This is a genomic window from Saccharopolyspora sp. ASAGF58 (assembly GCF_012277335.1).
In the GTDB taxonomy this organism is placed as follows: Bacteria; Actinomycetota; Actinomycetes; order Mycobacteriales; family Pseudonocardiaceae; genus Saccharopolyspora; species Saccharopolyspora hattusasensis.
This window is the reverse complement of sequence record NZ_CP040605.1, coordinates 2,255,627-2,270,705: the sequence shown is the minus strand read 5'-3', so window position 1 is coordinate 2,270,705 and position 15,079 is coordinate 2,255,627. Positions and strand designations below refer to the sequence as shown.

At 66.2% G+C, this 15,079-nt stretch carries 17 protein-coding genes; 12 read left to right on the top strand and 5 right to left on the bottom strand.

What is annotated here, in order from left to right; translation table 11 throughout:
- Nucleotides 1–366 precede the first annotated feature (366 nt).
- Both FDZ84_RS38740 and FDZ84_RS40600 read left to right on the top strand, forming a co-directional pair.
- Complete coding sequence (locus FDZ84_RS38740; protein WP_371812882.1) at nt 367–756, top strand: recombinase family protein; 390 nt, start codon at nt 367–369, stop codon at nt 754–756.
- Nucleotides 737–1,723 (top strand): hypothetical protein, encoded by a 987-nt coding sequence (locus tag FDZ84_RS40600; RefSeq protein ID WP_371812881.1) that lies wholly within the window; start codon nt 737–739, stop codon nt 1,721–1,723. Before FDZ84_RS38740 ends, FDZ84_RS40600 begins: the two co-directional genes overlap by 20 nt.
- A 29-nt stretch (nt 1,724–1,752) precedes the next feature.
- Here the strand turns inward: FDZ84_RS40600 and FDZ84_RS10695 are convergent, their stop codons facing one another.
- Complete coding sequence (locus tag FDZ84_RS10695; protein WP_168585773.1) at nt 1,753–2,064, bottom strand: hypothetical protein; 312 nt, start codon at nt 2,062–2,064, stop codon at nt 1,753–1,755.
- 291 nt (nt 2,065–2,355) lie between these two features.
- Between FDZ84_RS10695 and FDZ84_RS10690 the strand changes: the two genes are divergently transcribed.
- Nucleotides 2,356–3,063: a helix-turn-helix domain-containing protein gene (locus FDZ84_RS10690; protein WP_168585772.1), complete on the top strand. Its 708-nt coding sequence runs from the start codon at nt 2,356–2,358 to the stop codon at nt 3,061–3,063.
- Between the two features lie 124 nt (nt 3,064–3,187).
- Here the strand turns inward: FDZ84_RS10690 and FDZ84_RS10685 are convergent, their stop codons facing one another.
- Nucleotides 3,188–3,385, bottom strand: a complete 198-nt coding sequence (locus FDZ84_RS10685; protein ID WP_168585771.1) for a hypothetical protein — start codon at nt 3,383–3,385, stop codon at nt 3,188–3,190.
- Between the two features lie 759 nt (nt 3,386–4,144).
- On the opposite strand from FDZ84_RS10685, the gene FDZ84_RS10680 reads away from it, so the two are divergent.
- Both FDZ84_RS10680 and FDZ84_RS10675 read left to right on the top strand, forming a co-directional pair.
- Nucleotides 4,145–5,320, top strand: coding sequence for a pyridoxal phosphate-dependent aminotransferase (locus FDZ84_RS10680; protein ID WP_168585770.1), 1,176 nt, complete (start codon nt 4,145–4,147; stop codon nt 5,318–5,320).
- A 269-nt stretch (nt 5,321–5,589) separates the two neighbouring features.
- A complete protein-coding gene (locus FDZ84_RS10675; RefSeq protein ID WP_010312751.1) occupies nt 5,590–5,754 on the top strand; it encodes a hypothetical protein in 165 nt (54 codons plus the stop codon).
- Between the two features lie 147 nt (nt 5,755–5,901).
- On the opposite strand, the gene FDZ84_RS10670 is transcribed toward FDZ84_RS10675, so the two are convergent.
- Together FDZ84_RS10670 and FDZ84_RS10665 are read right to left on the bottom strand one after the other, a co-directional pair.
- A complete protein-coding gene (locus FDZ84_RS10670; RefSeq protein WP_168585769.1) occupies nt 5,902–6,501 on the bottom strand; it encodes an HAD family phosphatase in 600 nt (199 codons plus the stop codon).
- An 81-nt stretch (nt 6,502–6,582) separates the two neighbouring features.
- Entirely contained in the window at nt 6,583–7,596 is a 1,014-nt protein-coding gene (locus tag FDZ84_RS10665) for a low specificity L-threonine aldolase (protein ID WP_371812830.1), read from the bottom strand.
- Between the two features lie 177 nt (nt 7,597–7,773).
- On the opposite strand from FDZ84_RS10665, the gene FDZ84_RS10660 reads away from it, so the two are divergent.
- The 4 genes from FDZ84_RS10660 to FDZ84_RS10645 all read left to right on the top strand — a co-directional run bounded on the left by FDZ84_RS10660 (nt 7,774) and on the right by FDZ84_RS10645 (nt 10,527).
- Nucleotides 7,774–8,289 (top strand): SigE family RNA polymerase sigma factor, encoded by a 516-nt coding sequence (locus FDZ84_RS10660; RefSeq protein WP_168585767.1) that lies wholly within the window; start codon nt 7,774–7,776, stop codon nt 8,287–8,289.
- 14 nt (nt 8,290–8,303) lie between these two features.
- Nucleotides 8,304–8,954: a hypothetical protein gene (locus FDZ84_RS10655; protein ID WP_168585766.1), complete on the top strand. Its 651-nt coding sequence runs from the start codon at nt 8,304–8,306 to the stop codon at nt 8,952–8,954.
- Nucleotides 8,955–9,346: 392 nt separating this feature from the next.
- Nucleotides 9,347–9,670 (top strand): multidrug efflux SMR transporter, encoded by a 324-nt coding sequence (locus FDZ84_RS10650; RefSeq protein ID WP_168589954.1) that lies wholly within the window; start codon nt 9,347–9,349, stop codon nt 9,668–9,670.
- A 272-nt stretch (nt 9,671–9,942) separates the two neighbouring features.
- On the top strand, nt 9,943–10,527 hold the full coding sequence (locus FDZ84_RS10645) for a TetR/AcrR family transcriptional regulator (RefSeq protein ID WP_168585765.1): 585 nt from the start codon (nt 9,943–9,945) through the stop codon (nt 10,525–10,527).
- A gap of 372 nt (nt 10,528–10,899) precedes the next feature.
- Here the strand turns inward: FDZ84_RS10645 and FDZ84_RS10640 are convergent, their stop codons facing one another.
- Entirely contained in the window at nt 10,900–12,099 is a 1,200-nt protein-coding gene (locus FDZ84_RS10640; RefSeq protein WP_168585764.1) for a helix-turn-helix domain-containing protein, read from the bottom strand.
- A 1,274-nt stretch (nt 12,100–13,373) separates the two neighbouring features.
- Here FDZ84_RS10640 and FDZ84_RS10635 point away from each other — a divergent pair.
- From FDZ84_RS10635 to FDZ84_RS10625, 3 genes are all read left to right on the top strand, one after another.
- On the top strand, nt 13,374–13,523 hold the full coding sequence (locus FDZ84_RS10635) for a hypothetical protein (RefSeq protein WP_168585763.1): 150 nt from the start codon (nt 13,374–13,376) through the stop codon (nt 13,521–13,523).
- An 86-nt stretch (nt 13,524–13,609) separates the two neighbouring features.
- Nucleotides 13,610–13,960, top strand: a complete 351-nt coding sequence (locus FDZ84_RS10630; protein ID WP_168585762.1) for a hypothetical protein — start codon at nt 13,610–13,612, stop codon at nt 13,958–13,960.
- 140 nt (nt 13,961–14,100) lie between these two features.
- The gene (locus tag FDZ84_RS10625; RefSeq protein ID WP_168584616.1) at nt 14,101–14,937 is read left to right on the top strand and encodes a transposase family protein; all 837 of its coding nucleotides are present in this window, start codon (nt 14,101–14,103) and stop codon (nt 14,935–14,937) included.
- Nucleotides 14,938–15,079 lie beyond the last annotated feature (142 nt).

Sequence of the window (15,079 nt, the reverse complement as noted above, 5' to 3'; positions counted from 1 at the left end):
CCTGTTTCCAGGCCCGTTTTGCATGGCGGTGCCGGCGGCGGACTCCCGAGGCCTTCTCGGCTCCGGGATCCCCGACGCGCGGTATGTCCAGTACTCGGTATGTCCAATACGTCGCGTCGGGGCTGTCCTCGCGAGATAGCCCGGGTGCGGGGGTGTTGTCCCCGCAGGCCTCCTGGTCGTGAACGTGGTTACTCGACATCTGCACCTCACAACCGGAGGACAGCGAGGGGCGGCCAGGTGGCCGGGGCCGACCGGGCACCTGGCAGGCTGGGGGCATGTTCGAGCTGGCCGGGCTCGCGCGGTGGTGCGAGACCAACGGCGTGCAGCTGATCAGCGACGAGATCTACCACGGCCTCAGCTACGGGGATCCGCTGCACTCTGCGTGGGAGTTCTCAGCAGCTCAGGGCCGTCGTCCGGGACTTCAACGAACGCGGCATCCCGACACCGCAAGCTCGGGCGAAGGAGGGGACCGGGGACTACGACAGTCGACGGTGGCAGACCACGAACGCGATGCGTCTCCTCCGATCTGAGGGGATGCTCGGGGCCGTCCGACACAAGGGCGTTCCCGTCCTCGGCCCCGACGGTCAGCCGGTCCAGTACGGCCCGCCGCTGGTCGACCGGGAGACGTGGCGAGACCTTCAGGCGGAGCTGGCCTCCCGTAAGGACCCGAACCAGCGCCAGAAGGGACGGAAGGCGCTCCTGGGACGTCGCGTTCTGTGGGCACTGCGGCGGGAAGCTGTACATCACGGGGACTGACAACAGGGACGGGCGCTCGAGGAAACGGTACGGGTGCATCTCGAGGCGGAAAGGCGTGGACTGCCCGGGACCGGCTCTGTACGCGGACCTCCTGGAACCGTGGGTCGAGAAGAAGTTCCTGCGGGCCGTCGGGCGGATGATGCTCATCGAGCGGATCGATACCGCCGGAGAAGACCACCGAGCCGAGATCGCGGATCTCAAGGCGCAGCTCTCTCGTCTACGCGAGCACGGCCGGAAAGGGCTCTACGATGATGCCCCCGAGGAGTTCGCCACAGCCGTAGGGGCGCTCCAGAGACGACTGAAGGATCTCGAATCCAGGCCGACGGAGACCACCGTCGAGGAACGAATCACGGGCGAAACGTACGCGCAGCGTTGGGCAAGCGACGGGACCAAGGGGAAGCGGAACACGCTCATCTCGGCGGGCGTGCGCGTCGAGTTGGCACCGGGGCGGAAGGGCTCGAAAGCGTGGGAGGACCGGCTCACGTTCGACATGCGCGGAGCTCCTCGTCACAGGGACGGACGACCCGCTCCTGTTCGAGTAGGACGCCAAGCCTGGCCGGAGATGGAGGGGTTCCCTGTGGCGATCAATCCTCGTCGAGCCGGGCACGGATGCAGTCCCGACACGCGCGGGGGCTGGGGGCCTTGTTCGAGACCCCCGCGCTTAGTTCGCAGTACGTCTCATGCCGTCGGCCCGGCCTGCGTTCATGGACAACCCCTGTGTGATCGACCCAGGCGATTGCGAGCCGAGCTCCGAGCGTGGGCGCACTCACTTCGGTTTCCTCCCTGCGCACTGGTTCTCATGTTCGGCGAGCTCCTTCGGAGAGCCCCTCCCGATCTCGTCGAGAGGGGCTCTCGGTCAGGTTTTCTGCATTCCCCCGGCGACCCCGCACCAAAAACAAGTGTCAGCAGCTACATGCGCTTGCCGCACTGGGTGCAGACCCAGATCCCATCTCCATCGGGCTGGTAGGTGTGGTCGCACGACAATGCATTATCTCCTTATGTGTCGGTGCGTTTCCTGAGATCGACCAAACTGGGGTTGTTAAAAGCCCACTCGCGTGCAGTGTTGACGAAGTATCGGTCTTTTCCCCACTGGGCGGGATTAACGGGGATGGTCGTTACCCAGGTCTCCTTGTCGTTCTGGGGGTCCTCGTCCGGCCTGTCCATGACCTCGTACGGCGATTGCTGGATGACGACGAACGCGCGACCCTCGCAGACGTAGCCACGTTTCACGGCGATGTGGGATTCGCCTTTGATCCACCGGAACGTGACGCCGAAGTTGTAGTAGCGAGTAATGGGCTGCTTCGTCATGTTCTGAACAATATGAGCACTACCTCCTTATGCGCCGTAGTTGCCCGCGAGGTTCGGGGCAGCTTTCAGTAGACGGTCGGTTGCCTACCGGTCGTTTTCGAAGCACTTCAGGGGAACGGTCGGTTAGCTACCGGTCGTCGCAGAAAGCCAGCACGGGGTTACGGCACCTCCAGTCGGACGGAAGGGCAGCCCCACCGGGGCCGGGGGAATTTCGGGTTTTCTCCCGAAGGGGCCACCCACGAAGTAGTCTTGCGATTACTGATCGTTCGCGGAAGACGTTGAGGTTTTCAGGTGTTTTCAAACGGGGAGGTAGGTTCGACACTGCGGCAGGCGCGCAAGGAGGCTGGGGTCAGCCTCACGGCGATGGCGCGAGAGCTGTACGTCTCGAAGTCGCACCTGAGCAACATCGAGGCAGGACGAAGGCCCGCCACGGTAGATATCGTGAGGGGGTACGAGAAGCAACTCGGCCCGATTGGAGACGACATGCTTCGTCGTCGCGACATCACGCACCCGCGAGTCATGACCGCTGACCGGCCCACGTTGACCGAACTGGCCAGGTCGATTGACAACGGCGACCCCGGAGTACTCGCTACCGCGCCGAGTAGCCGTACGGTTGACTTCTTCCTGGCGGCGAAGCTCACCGAGCCCGGCATCGAGCATATGCGGGTGTGGGTCCGTACCGGACACACGTCGACGCTGCGCGCAAACGCCTTGGCCGTGCTCGCGAAGCTCAACAAGGCACAAGACACGGCGCTGATCATCGACGTTCTGGAGAGCGACAAGAAGGTCAAGTTCCTGAGCCTGGTCTCCGAGGTCTCGAAGCTCACGCAATGGGACTGGGAGATCTCGAAGCAAGTCGTGCGGGAACCGGCGACCGCTCCCGACGCGCGGAAGCTCGCCAAGGCGTTGACCAAGGAGGCACTACTCGACAACGACACGGAGTCGCGCTGGTGTGGCGCATACCTGCTGAAGGAACTTGTGCCCGTGCTCGGGAAGTAGTTCAGAAACGAAAAAAGCCCCCTCCCGGCCCGGAAGCTGGAAGGGGGTTTCGTCGTGATGGCGGCCATTGGGCCTCCAGATCGGCCACCGTCGCCAGGGGCGCAAGAGACATCGGGGTCACCTCCTACTGGGTGCCCGTGGACTTCGTCCGGGGTCGTCGGGTTGGGGTCTTCTTGGGGGTGGAAGCCTCTTTCGGCGCGGGCTCGGTGGCCTGCGGTTCGGGCGCGTATTCGTAACCTCGGCCACCGTCCCCGACGAGAGATCGAGCGATCTCGTCGGGGACGTAGGTCACGACGCCGTTCGGCCCGACAACCTGAGCCATCAGGCAGTCGTGTCCGTGAAGACGGCCACGCCCGACGGGCGGATGATCTTCCCGCCGTAAACGTGGAGACCACGATAGCGCGCAGAAACCTTGCGCCACTTCGTGTCGTCCCAAGCCTTGCGGTGGGGCTTCCTCTTCGTGCTGGCTGTTTTCTTACAACCCGTGCACCGACCCCCGACAGTCAGTTCAGGACACCCCGGGGTGGGGCAAACAGACAGTGCCCTTCTCGCCACAATCAACCACGCCTCGACTCGATCGGCGGGGCGAACCCGAACGGCATGCCTTCGTCGCTGTCCTCCACCAACTCGGTATCGAGGGACGCGTTGCTCACGTACTCGATGCCGTTCTCCGGGAGCCGGCCGACGTAGACCGACAGACCTGGTGGCCGAATAGGCTCAGCTCGAACAGCACGCTTGCCTCCTCGGCTGTGGTTGGTTGGCACCCCGCCCCTGGACGTGGACACAGAGACGGGGCGCAAGTTTGAGCCCGATATGTGAGAGCAGCCCTCGGGACCGGGGCGCGGCTCGTCCCTGCTATGGGCGAGGGACGGAAGTTAGAACCGGCTGGGGTGCGCTCAACGCAGGAGCGGACGCGGCGCACTCGCCAGCCGGAAACCCTTAGTTCCTTCACCTACTAAAGAGGGGCAGGCGCGAAATCTGTGGTCCCGGTGAACTCGTTCGGTCCCGAGTACGGTGTCACCGGCACTGAGTCGGTCACTTGATCCCCGATCGGGCTATCTCTTCTGGCACGCTGGCTCACATGGTGAAGCCCTATGCGCTTGTGGCAGCCCAACGCGCCAACATTCCGCCGTTCCAGGTCATGGAGGTACTTACGGCCGCAGCCGCCCGGCAACGGATTCACGGTGATGTGGTTTCGCTGGCTGCGGGGCAGCCGTCGACGCCTGCGCCGAAGGCGGTCCGTGAAGCCGCAGCAGTCGCACTCGACCGACACTCTCTCGGCTACACCGAACAACTTGGGTTACCAGAGCTACGAGACGCGATCGCGGAGCACTACAGCAGCACCTATGGACTCTCGGTTGGTCGCGGCGAAGTCGTGGTGACCACCGGGGCATCCGGTGGCTTCCTGCTCGCATTCCTGGCCGCGTTCGACGCGGGGGACCGGGTGGCTTTGGCGCGTCCGGGCTACCCCGCGTATCGCAACATCCTGTCGGCCCTGGGCTGCGAGGTCGTGGAGCTGCCCTGCGATGAGACGACCCGGTTTCAGCCAACGGTAGAGATGCTGGAGGTGCTGAAGCAACCGGTACAGGGCTTGATCCTCGCCAGTCCAGCGAATCCCACGGGAACCTTGATTCCCGCTGATGAGCTGGCACGTCTCGTCGAGTGGTGCGACCGCAACGGCGTGCAGTTGATCAGTGATGAGATCTACCACGGGATCACCTTCGGGGAGCCCGCTCGCTCGGCGCGGGAGTACTCGGCCAACCCGGTGACTATGCAATCGTTCTCCAAGCTCTGGTCCATGACGGGCTGGCGGCTGGGCTGGATGCTGGTGCCGCCACGGCTGCGCCGCGCGGTGGACTCGCTGACCGGGAACTTCACGCTCTGCCCGCCCGCGCTGTCCCAGCACGGGGCGGTCGCTGCGTTCTCCGAAGGCGCCTACGCCGAGGTCGGCGCGCACGTCGAGCGTTACCGGATCAATCGGGAGCTGCTGCTGAACGGACTCGCGGACCTCGGCATCACCCGGGTCGCCCCGGCCGACGGGGCGTTCTACGCCTGGGCGGACATCGGGCACCTCACCGACGACGCGACGGGTTTCTGCGGGCGGCTGCTCGACGAAACCGGTGTCGCGGTGGTGCCGGGTGTCGACTTCGACCCGGTGCTGGGCAACCGCTTCCTGAGGATGTCGTTCGCCGGGAGCACCGAAGACATCGCCGAAGCCCTGGACCGCCTGGCCCGCTGGCTCCCAAGCGCCTCCTGACTTCGGGGCTGTCAAAGGCGGTTCCGGAAGACGTTGGTTGGAGCGAACTGACTGTTTGTGTCGTCTATCGAGGTGAACGGGCCGTTCGCTTCCCGCTAGAGACGCTGTGGCGCGCAGAAACGCTCATGGGTTCCGGCCGGTGGGAGCGGCTGATCTCGGGGTTCCCTGAGTTTTCCCTGGTATGGGCTTTCGGGAGGCCGCTGCGGGCCGGTTATCTGGCACGCTGGAGGCAGTACGGGATCCGGCGCGGTCGAGCTGAGGTGCTTGCGATGTTGTGGAAGGTGATCGGCGGCCTGTTGCTGCTGTGGCTGGTGATCTCGGTGGCGGGTTTCGTCATCAAGGGGCTGTTCTGGCTCGCCGTGATCGGCGGCGTGCTCTTCGTCGCGACCGCCGCGATCGGCTGGGCCCGGGACCGCAAGCAGATCAAACCCTGACCCTCGATTGGAACGCGGTGAGGGGCGCCTTCGAGCGGCTGTGCCGCCGGCTGTGCCGCCCAAGGGTGCCCCTCACCGCACCGCTTCATCCGATCAAGTGATGAGTGAAGGGCACCGTTGACCTAGTAAGCCCTTCGGTACTCGGGGTTAAGGGAGGACGCCGCGGGTTCGGAGGGTGGCTCGGGCTGCTTCCGCGCCCTGCCAGCGCTCCGCGTGGAGGCCCGCTTCGCTGGCTCCGTCCACGTTCTCCGGGCGGTCGTCGAAGAACAGGCACTCCTCCGCCGGGGCGTCGAGCGCTTCGAGCAGGGCCCGGTAGATCCCCGCGTCCGGCTTTGCCAGGCGCAGGTCGCCCGAGAAGATCAGGTGCTTGAACAGCCGCGCCCAGTTCGTCTGCTCCGCCGCTCGCCCGAACGACGACGGCGCGTTGGACAGCACCGCCATCGTGACGCCCTGCCGGTGCAGGTCTTCCAGCAGCTGCACGGATTCCGGCACGGTCTCCGACCAGCCGACGACGTCGGCGCGGGTCAGCCGCTCGGACAGTTCGGCGTCGACGCTCTTGCCCAGCCTCGCCGCCACGGCCTGCCAGTACTCCAGGTCGGGGCGGCCCCAGTCGTAGGCGACGCGCTCGGCGAAGTAGGCCTCCTCGAACTCCGGTTGAGCTGCGTCGAGCAGCGCCGCGATCGCGGGCAGCGCCGTCGTGCGTCGGCTGATCACCTCGCCGTAGTCGAACACGACCCAGCGCACCATGCGTCCTCCAGACTGGAGCCCAGTACCCGTTCTCGATCCTTCTCGGCCCACCTGTTCTGCACCGCGGTGCAGAACAGGTTCTCAGACCCGAGCTTCGCTGATCCGGTGCAGCGCTTCCTTGATGTCGGCCGTGGACACGTCGCGGTGCGTCACGAACCGGACCTGCCCGCTCATCGGCACCGCTTGCACCCCGGCCGCGCGCAAGCGTTCCAGGGTCAGCCGCACATCGGGAACCGCCGCAAGAACGATGTTGGTCTGCGGTCGGGTGACGTCCCAGCCGATCTCGGCCAGTCCTTCGGCGAGCGCGCGGGCGTTCTCGTGGTCCTCGGCGAGCGCGTCGATCCGGTCCAGCGCGACGAGTCCGGCCGCCGCCAGCACGCCGCCTTGCCGGACCCCGCCGCCGAGCATCTTGCGCACCCGGCGGGCTTCCCCGACGAAGTCCTCGCTACCTGCGACGACGGAACCGACCGGGGCGCCGAGCCCCTTGCTCAGGCAGGCCTGCACGGTGTCGACGCCGACGGTCAGCGCGGCCGGCGGCACGCCGAGCGCCACCGAGGCGTTCCAGACCCGGGCGCCGTCGAGGTGGACCCGCAGCCCGCTGTCGCGCGCAGCCGCCGCCAGCTGGGCGTGCTCGTGCAGCGGGATCACCGCGCCGCCCGCGCCGTTGTGCGTGTTCTCCAGGCACAACAGCGTCGTGTTCAGCTTGTCGTAGCCCATGGCGACGTTGGCTTGCGCCCGCACCGCCTCGGCCGTCGGACGTCCCGGGCCAGCGCTCCACTCCAGCGGGTCCGGCATGCCGCCGGCCAGCCAGGCGGCGGAGCCGAGCTCGTGGTGCAGCACGTGCGAGCCGCGCGGCGCGAGGAACCGATCGCCGCGTTTCAGGTGCAGCATCAGCGCGATCAGGTTGCCCATCGTGCCGCTCGGCACCCACAGCGCTGCGGTGGTGCCGAGCAGTTGCGCGGCACGTTCCTCGAGCGCGCGCATCGTCGGGTCGTGGTCTAGCACGTCGTCGCCGACTTCCGCGGCGGCCATGGCCGCGGACATCTGCTCGTCGGGACGCGTGACCGTGTCGGAGCGGAGGTCGATCGGTGCCATGTTGGTCACGAACAGATCACATCACATCCACCCGGGGTTAAGGCAACAACCCTGCGGACACGGATGCGGCGACTGCGGTATCAATCTCGGGGTGGATCGACGGCATCGGGCGTGCAACGGTTGGGGTCGGCGATCCCGTCCTACAGGTGCAGGCACGAAACGAGCGGAGAGTTCCGCGTGGACCAGCGCGACGAGCAGGAGTTCGCGGAGTACTTCGTGGCTCGGCGGGAGGCGGTGCGTCGAATGGCGTACATGATGTGCGGTGACTGGCACCGCGCGGACGATCTCGCCCAGATCGCCTTCATCGCGTTGCACCGGCATTGGCGCAAGGTTCGCGACAAGGGCGCGCTGGACGCGTACGTGCGCCGGACCTTGACCCGCGCGGTGATCGACGAATCCCGGCGGCCGTGGCGGCGGGAGCGCGCCGCGGAGGTGCTGCCGGACCGCCCGGTGGATTCGCCGGACGTCGACAACGCGGTGGCGACCAAGCAGACCCTGCTCGCAGGCCTGCGGAAGGTGCCGCCGAAGCAGCGCGCGGTGCTGGTGCTGCGATTCCTGGAGGGGTTGGACGTCGCGGGGGTGGCGGCGGTCATGCGGTGCAGCGAGGGAACCGTGAAGAGCCAGTGCGCCCGGGGGCTGGCGGCGTTGCGGGAAGCGCTGGGCGACGAGCTCGGCGACCTGCGGTCGGCGTGAGGAGGTGCGGGTAGGTGGACGAGCGCAAGCTTGAAGAGCTGTTTCGCGATTCGGTGCAGTCCGTTCCTCCGTCGTCGTTCGACGAGCACGACGTGGCGCGGGCCTCGCGGCGGATCACGGCTCGCCGCCGGATGGCGGCGGTGGGGGGCACGGTCGTCGCGGCAGCGGTGCTGGTGGGCGGCGTGGGCCTGGGGACCGGCCTGTTCGGGCAGTCGGAGACCAGCAACGTCGCGGGCAAGTCGGTGCCGCAGAGCGCCTCGATCTCCCCGCGCGACGACGGGCCGGTCGTCCTGGGCGACCGCTCGGGGTGCGGGCCGGACGCGCAGCTCGTGGCCGCGGTGGCCAGGCAGCTGCCGGAGGCGGCCGGGACGGCTCCGGCCGCCGCCAAGCCCTGCCCGTCCGGCGCGCGGACGGCTTCGTTCGCGCTGCGCGACGGGGCTTCGACGGGCAGCGTCACGGTGATCGTCGGCCCGGTGGGCGCGATGTCGCCGGACCAGACCTCGCCCGGCGACGTGCGGCGCCCGGACGGCACCGAGCAGTCGGTGCGCCAGGCGCGTAGCGGCAAGTTGGTCGTCGTGCTCAGCGACCCGGACGCCGGTTCCCCTGCTGCGCCGTACGGCGCTCGGATCGCGTCGATCGCGGGCGACCTCGCCGCCCAGTACTGACTGGTTCGGCCTGCTCACCGCCCGTGAGCGGTTTCGGGTGCGAAAGAGGTCGTTGCGCTTGGTTTGCGCAGCGGTGCAGGTGGCGGAACCTCAGGCGCCGTCTGGACTGCGGGATCCCCGACTCATGAATGCCACGGGGCCGTCCTCGTCAGACGACATCTGAGAACCCGCGGCGGTGCAAGCTGCGTGCTTGGGTTAAGCGGCTTCGCCGCCTCAAAAGGCGACCCTACCGCGGTGACCAGCGGGAACGTTGTTCCGCGACCCGGCGCGTCCGGTTTGTGGTGTCTTCCATCACCAGAACGGTACGTTCGTACCAGATTATAGGTACGTTGGTGCCAGAAACTCCGGTGGATGGTTCCGCTGCAAGACCGAGGGAAGGGCGACCAGCGATGATGGCCTGGATCATTTTGATGGTGTCGGGAGTGTTCGAAGCGGGTTGGGCGATCTCGCTGAAGCTCTCGCACGGCTTCAGCCGCCTGATCCCGACGGTGTCCTTCTTCGTGCTGGCCGCCGTGAGCTTCGCGGGCCTGGCGTACGCGATGCGCGAGCTGCCCGCGGGCCCCGCCTACGCGGTGTGGACCGGCATCGGCGCCGCGCTGACGGCGATCGCGGGCATGGTCTGGCTGGGCGACGGCTTCTCGGTGTTGAAGCTGGTTTCGATCGTGCTGATCGTCGCCGGTGTGATCGGCCTGAACCTCGCCGGCGTCGGCCACTGACCGGACACCCTGATTCGTGGACGTCCGGGCGCAAGCGGCGCGAGAACGCCTCCCGGTACGGGGTGGCCTCGCGAGAAGGCGTCGAGACCACGCGGCGGTGCGGCGGCCAAGCGGTTGCACCGCCGCGAACGAGGACCGAAATCGAGTTCCGGGCCGGGTACCCGACGTTTCGCGGGCAGTCTCAGGCAAACTGCTCGCCACGAGAACGGGAGGTCGGGACCGGCTTTCCGAAATGTCCGGGCAATGCCCGGCGGCGCTTAGGATCGGCAGACATGACAGCGGCCAGTACTCCGAAGGGTGCGCGGCGGCGGCAGGCCTTGGTGGTGGCTGCCGCCCAGCTGCTGGCCGAGGGCGGCTTCGACGTGGTGCGGCACCGCGCGGTCGCCGAACGCGCCGGCCTGCCGCTGGCGTCCACCACCTACTACTTCTCGTCCCTGGACGACCTGATCACCGCCGCCGTCGAGTACGAGTCGAGGCAGGAGCTCGCCACCGGCCGGGCGCGGCTCGACGAACTCGCCGAGCATCCCCGCAGCACCGAAGCCGTGATCGAGCTGCTGCTGGACCTGCTGCTGGGCACCGGGTCGCGGGACGGCGGCGCGGAGCCGGTGCTGCTGCGGTATGAGCGGCTGGTCGGCTCGCCGCGCCGCCCCTACCTGGCTCCGCTGATGCGCGAGCTCAGCGCCGAACTGCACCAGCTGCTAGCGGAGATCTTCGCCCGCAGCGGCATGGAGGTCAGCCGCGAGCGGCTGCTCGAACTGATCGCGCTCGTGGACGGCGCGGTGGTGAACGCGCTGATCGAGAGCGACCCCGATCCGCGCGCGGCGGCGCGCCGGATGCTGCGAGCTCAGCTGGGCTGAGATGCTCCTCCCATAAGTGGCGGTAGCCGCCTTGCCGTACGGGGCTCAGCTTTGGCTCAGCTTGCACCGCCGTGGGTCCTCAGGCTGTGCTCACCCTGTCGACTCTCGGCGAGGGCGCCGCAATTTCCATTGAAATGGGTTAGGGCGTAGACCTTGATCATCTGTCGGTAACCCGGACAAGATCACTAAAATTCGACACAACGTAACCATTCGTCACGTTCTGCTACTCCACTGTGGTGGTGCTTCGCGGCGGTGGTTACGTTGTGTCGCCGCCGCTGGGGTTGTTCGCTGGGTACATCCCTGCGGGAAGCGTTCAGCCGTCACCGTTGATTCTTCGCTCTGCGGCCACTGGCGGCTGTGGGACCGACGTGTTTATCCGGGGAGTCCGAGCCAACCGGCGAAGTTGGTGAGATCGGGGTTTGACCTGCGGTGATCGTGGACCAGCAATGCGGCGGTTTGGCGGACCATCGGATGTAACCGGGTTTGCTGCGGTGCGATCCGTCGAGCCTCCTGCAAGGACCGCAAGGCGTTCTTGCGGTCTCCGTGCATGTGGTAGGCCCGTGCGAGGTCAATGAAGTGGTGGCTTTGTCGTTGCTTGGGCATGGCCCTTGATGGACGCCATCGCTGTGCCGCCTCCAATGCCGCTGTGGAGTCCTGGAACTCTACGAACGCCCCGGTTTCGTGGGTAGCAATGTTGCTGATGCCGAACACCAGCCCGTAATGCACTTCGTCGGTTGGCAGTGACCGTGCGAGGTCGCTTGCGGCTGCGACGTGCTCGCGGGTCGCGTCCTGGTCTTTGTTGCGTGCAGCGAGCGTCACCGCTCGCAGGTGCAGGCTTCCGGCGACGGTGAGGGTTGCGGAGTCCGGGGAGCGAAGTTCGGACTCCAGGTCGCGAAGGGCACCTGCCATCAGGGTCAGGCCATGGCCGTATTCGCCCACGTCTTGGAAATGCTGCGCCCGAACCCACTCGGACAGGGCCCCGGCCAGCGGATCTCCTGTTTTCGCTGCGGCTTTGGCCAAGAGGTGTTCAACAGCGTGGGCGAGATCCGGGAACCCGAGCCGATGCACCAATACGTGCGTGGCCCGGTAGACCGACACCAAGAGCGAATGCAGGCGTCGTGCCTGCGTGTCGGGCGACAGCAGGACTGCCGCGAATAGTTCTTCGAGCAACGCCGGAAGCCGAGCGGCGAGCTTGCGGTACTCGGCGTCTCGCCGAAGCTTCTCGATGCTGGTTACATCGGCGGCTATCGCGTCGATGTCGCGGGGGGTGACGTCGCTGGGGAGATCCACTCGGTGAAGCACGCCCCGAAGAACGTCGATGTCGGCGTGAACGGCCTTGTCGCGTTTGTTGTCAACATAGGGCTGACCGGTCAAGTCCTCGACCGTGCACCGCAATACTCGTGCGGCGGCGGCAACGGTGGAATGACTTGCCTCTCGTTCTCCACGCTCCACTTTGGTCAGCATGGATGAGGAAATTCCTATCCGTGCGGCGAATGCGTGCTGGGTGAGCCCTTTCGCCTTGCGCCGGAGAGCGATGTTCGAGCCGATGTGCTCGGGACCGGTGGTGGTCATGGTGAACGTCCTCTCGCCCGGAGTTGTTCGTGCGCCTGGTCTGCCCGAGACCCCCGGGGGCCTAGTCCGGGGGCCGGTCCCTCCGGGCAGGAGGCATGATCCAAGGGTAACGCTGATCTTTGTGTCAATTCTGTGTCAGTTCGAGCCGCTGACCGGTTGCACACTCTCAGTGCGTGAGTGATCACGTAGAGCCGCAATGGCGTGGCTGGCGAGGCTGCCGCCGGAAGATTCCGGCGTTTTCTTCCCATTGGCCCGTCCAGCCCGTCCTCCAAACGAACCGGCGCGGCCTGGCGGGGGATCGGCACCGCATCGGGTACATGGACGCCGATCCCCCGCCACCTAGACCACAAGCCAGGGGTGATCAGTAATGCCACGTCGAACTCTCGGCCCTGACGGTGCCACCGTGTGGCGATGCAGCCAGTCCACGTGCCTGCACACCGATCCGATTTACCTCGAAGTCCGCGAACACGAACGCTGGACCCATTACGACGCTGAGTGGCAGACCGCCTATACCGAGGCGTCCGCCGCAACCGCCGGCAGCGGGGTTTCACGCAGCAGTCTGTGGCCCACGATTAGCGGGGTGATCCCGTCGTGACCGGCTACCGGAAGCTTGTCAGCCGCAACGGAGTCGAGCACTACGTTCTCTACGGGGCGCTCGAGTCCTTGTGCGGAGTGCCGCTGGGTGTCCTCGCGCCTGCGGACCCACACGGACCGGCCCCCGTGCCGTGCACGGGGTGCCCTGGCGTGTTGAAGCGCCTTCAAGGAGCGGAGGGGCCGCGATGATCGGTGGTCTCCCTGTCCGGACCCCGGGGGCCACGATCGCTCTGCCACAGGCCCGGACGCCGGTCGCGTGGTTCCTCTCCGACGACACCGACCCCGATCCCGTCTTGATCTGGGTCGATCACCATCGCACTGCCCACGAACGCGACCCCGCTCGGCGTGGGTGGACGTTGTGCGGCATGCGGGTGGTCGGTGGCGATGCACCGTCACACGCTCAGGTCAGCGTGGTCGGATGCCGGAACTGTGCTGCCCACTGCGCTGTTCTCAGCAAGCCCGCAGCGCTCGTCGAGACCCCGGTGCGGGTGTCGCATGTTCGCCCCCCGACCGGCACCCGCACCGGAAGACCGTTACTCGATACCGGTGATCCGGCTACGCGGAGTCGATGATTCAGCGGGCCCCACGATTCACCCGGATTGCGGCTGTCACGCCGTAGCCAGGGTGGAAGGAAGGAAGAGCGGCGCAAGCCGCATGGAGACAGGAGGGAGGGAATCCTCATGGAAGACCAGGAAGAGTTGGTGATCGGCGTCCGACGGCTGCCGATCGTGCAGGACCGATTGAACCTCGTGCACGGTGACCCATCCAAGTCCGGTGGTGGCGATGGCCACGGCGACCAGGGCGGCGACGGGTTGAACATCCCGGAGTGATCCGCAACAAGTGATCGGCGGCGACAGGGCGCACGCCTACCTGTCGCCGCCGTTCTCTTTGGTACACAAACAAAGGATGATCATCCGTGGACCACACACTTATTTCATCAATCGAAAAAGCTTTGGGATGGAAAGATTCTCGCCCGCTCGGTGCTGGTGTCGCTTACGGCACGATGCCGAATCCTGAGCTGTGCCAACAGATCCTCACTTCAACCCGACTGTTGGACGTCATCATGCGCCGGTCGTTGGAATTCCCGCAACTGAGGGTCTTCCAACACGGTGAAGAGCTGCACCCCGACCAGTACACGCGCGCCGTCACAAGCCGTAGAGGGCAAGCTCGGCAGATGGCACGCATGGACCGAATAGCCTCCTTCATCAGAGAGGGATGCACGCTCGTCCTGGATACGCTGGATTCGTTCGATCCCGCAATGAGGTGATCTCAGTAAGAAGTCTCTGGAGGGCGGCCTGCCGGAATGGGTGTGTGATCGGGTAGGGCTGGCCCGGGGAGAGTGGGACGTGGGGTCCCTGGTAGAAGAAGTTCGACCAAGAAAGGATCTTCGACCAGGGAGGGCCCCACGTGGTCACGTATTCTGCCAAACTCGATGTTCCCCGTGAACTGGTGGTCTTCCTCAGCCGGCTGTTGGCCGGTGAACGCCGCCGGAAAGGGACCCGCAAGGGGCGCCGGGCGTTGACCACGTTCTGGCAGGCTGTGCTGGTCCTGCGGTGGTTCCGGGACGATACCGACATCACCAAACTGGCTCGCGATCACGGTGTCGCCCGTGCCACCGGCTACCGGTATGTCGACGAGGGCATCAAGGCACTGGCCGCGCAGGCCCCGGATCTGCACGACGCCCTGCAACGGGCCAAAGACAACGGCGACGCCTATCTGATCCTGGACGGCAAAAACTTCTCCTCCGACCGTCTCGGCGAAAAGACCACCAGCGCCAAAGGCGCCGAGATCGACCTGTGGTACTCCGGGAAAACCCGCGAACAAGCCGGCAACATCCAAGCACTGACAGACCCGGACGGGTTCCCGCTGTGGGCCTCCGACGTCGAGCCCGGGTCCATCCACGACATCACCGCCGCTGAAAACCACGTCCTCGGCGCCCTGTACTGGGCTTACTCCCAGCTCAACCTACCCACCCTGGCCGACGGCGGCTACCAGGGTGCCGGAGCCGGGGTCCTCACCCCGATCAAACGCCCCAAAACCAGCAAAGGCCGCCCACTCGACGTCGACAACCAGACCTACAACAAACTGCTGCGCGGCCTGCGCGCCCTCGGCGAACGTGGATTCGCCCTGCTCACCGGCCGTTGGCGCGTCCTACGACACTTCACCACCAGCCCCCGCAAAATCGGCCTCATCGTCAAAGCCGCACTCGTACTCACCCAATTCGAACACGGCCGACTCGCATAACCCCCTACTGAGATCAATTCAATGAGGTGATCTCAGTAAGAAGTCTCTGGAGGGCGGCCTGCCGGAATGGGTGTGTGATCGGGTAGGGCTGGCCCGGGGAGAGTGGGACGTGGGGTCCCTGGTAGAAGAAGTTCGACCAAGA

Excerpts from the sequence above, each read along its gene's own strand:
- FDZ84_RS10695 (WP_168585773.1), bottom strand. The coding sequence starts at position 2,064 with ATGACGAAGCAGCCCATTACTCGCTACTACAACTTCGGCGTCACGTTC.
- FDZ84_RS10685 (WP_168585771.1), bottom strand. The coding sequence starts at position 3,385 with ATGGCTCAGGTTGTCGGGCCGAACGGCGTCGTGACCTACGTCCCCGAC.
- FDZ84_RS10680 (WP_168585770.1), top strand. The coding sequence starts at position 4,145 with ATGGTGAAGCCCTATGCGCTTGTGGCAGCCCAACGCGCCAACATTCCG.
- FDZ84_RS10675 (WP_010312751.1), top strand. The coding sequence starts at position 5,590 with ATGTTGTGGAAGGTGATCGGCGGCCTGTTGCTGCTGTGGCTGGTGATC.
- FDZ84_RS10670 (WP_168585769.1), bottom strand. The coding sequence starts at position 6,501 with ATGGTGCGCTGGGTCGTGTTCGACTACGGCGAGGTGATCAGCCGACGC.
- FDZ84_RS10665 (WP_371812830.1), bottom strand. The coding sequence starts at position 7,596 with ATGGCACCGATCGACCTCCGCTCCGACACGGTCACGCGTCCCGACGAG.
- FDZ84_RS10650 (WP_168589954.1), top strand. The coding sequence starts at position 9,347 with ATGGCCTGGATCATTTTGATGGTGTCGGGAGTGTTCGAAGCGGGTTGG.
- FDZ84_RS10645 (WP_168585765.1), top strand. The coding sequence starts at position 9,943 with ATGACAGCGGCCAGTACTCCGAAGGGTGCGCGGCGGCGGCAGGCCTTG.
- FDZ84_RS10640 (WP_168585764.1), bottom strand. The coding sequence starts at position 12,099 with ATGACCACCACCGGTCCCGAGCACATCGGCTCGAACATCGCTCTCCGG.
- FDZ84_RS10635 (WP_168585763.1), top strand. The coding sequence starts at position 13,374 with ATGGAAGACCAGGAAGAGTTGGTGATCGGCGTCCGACGGCTGCCGATC.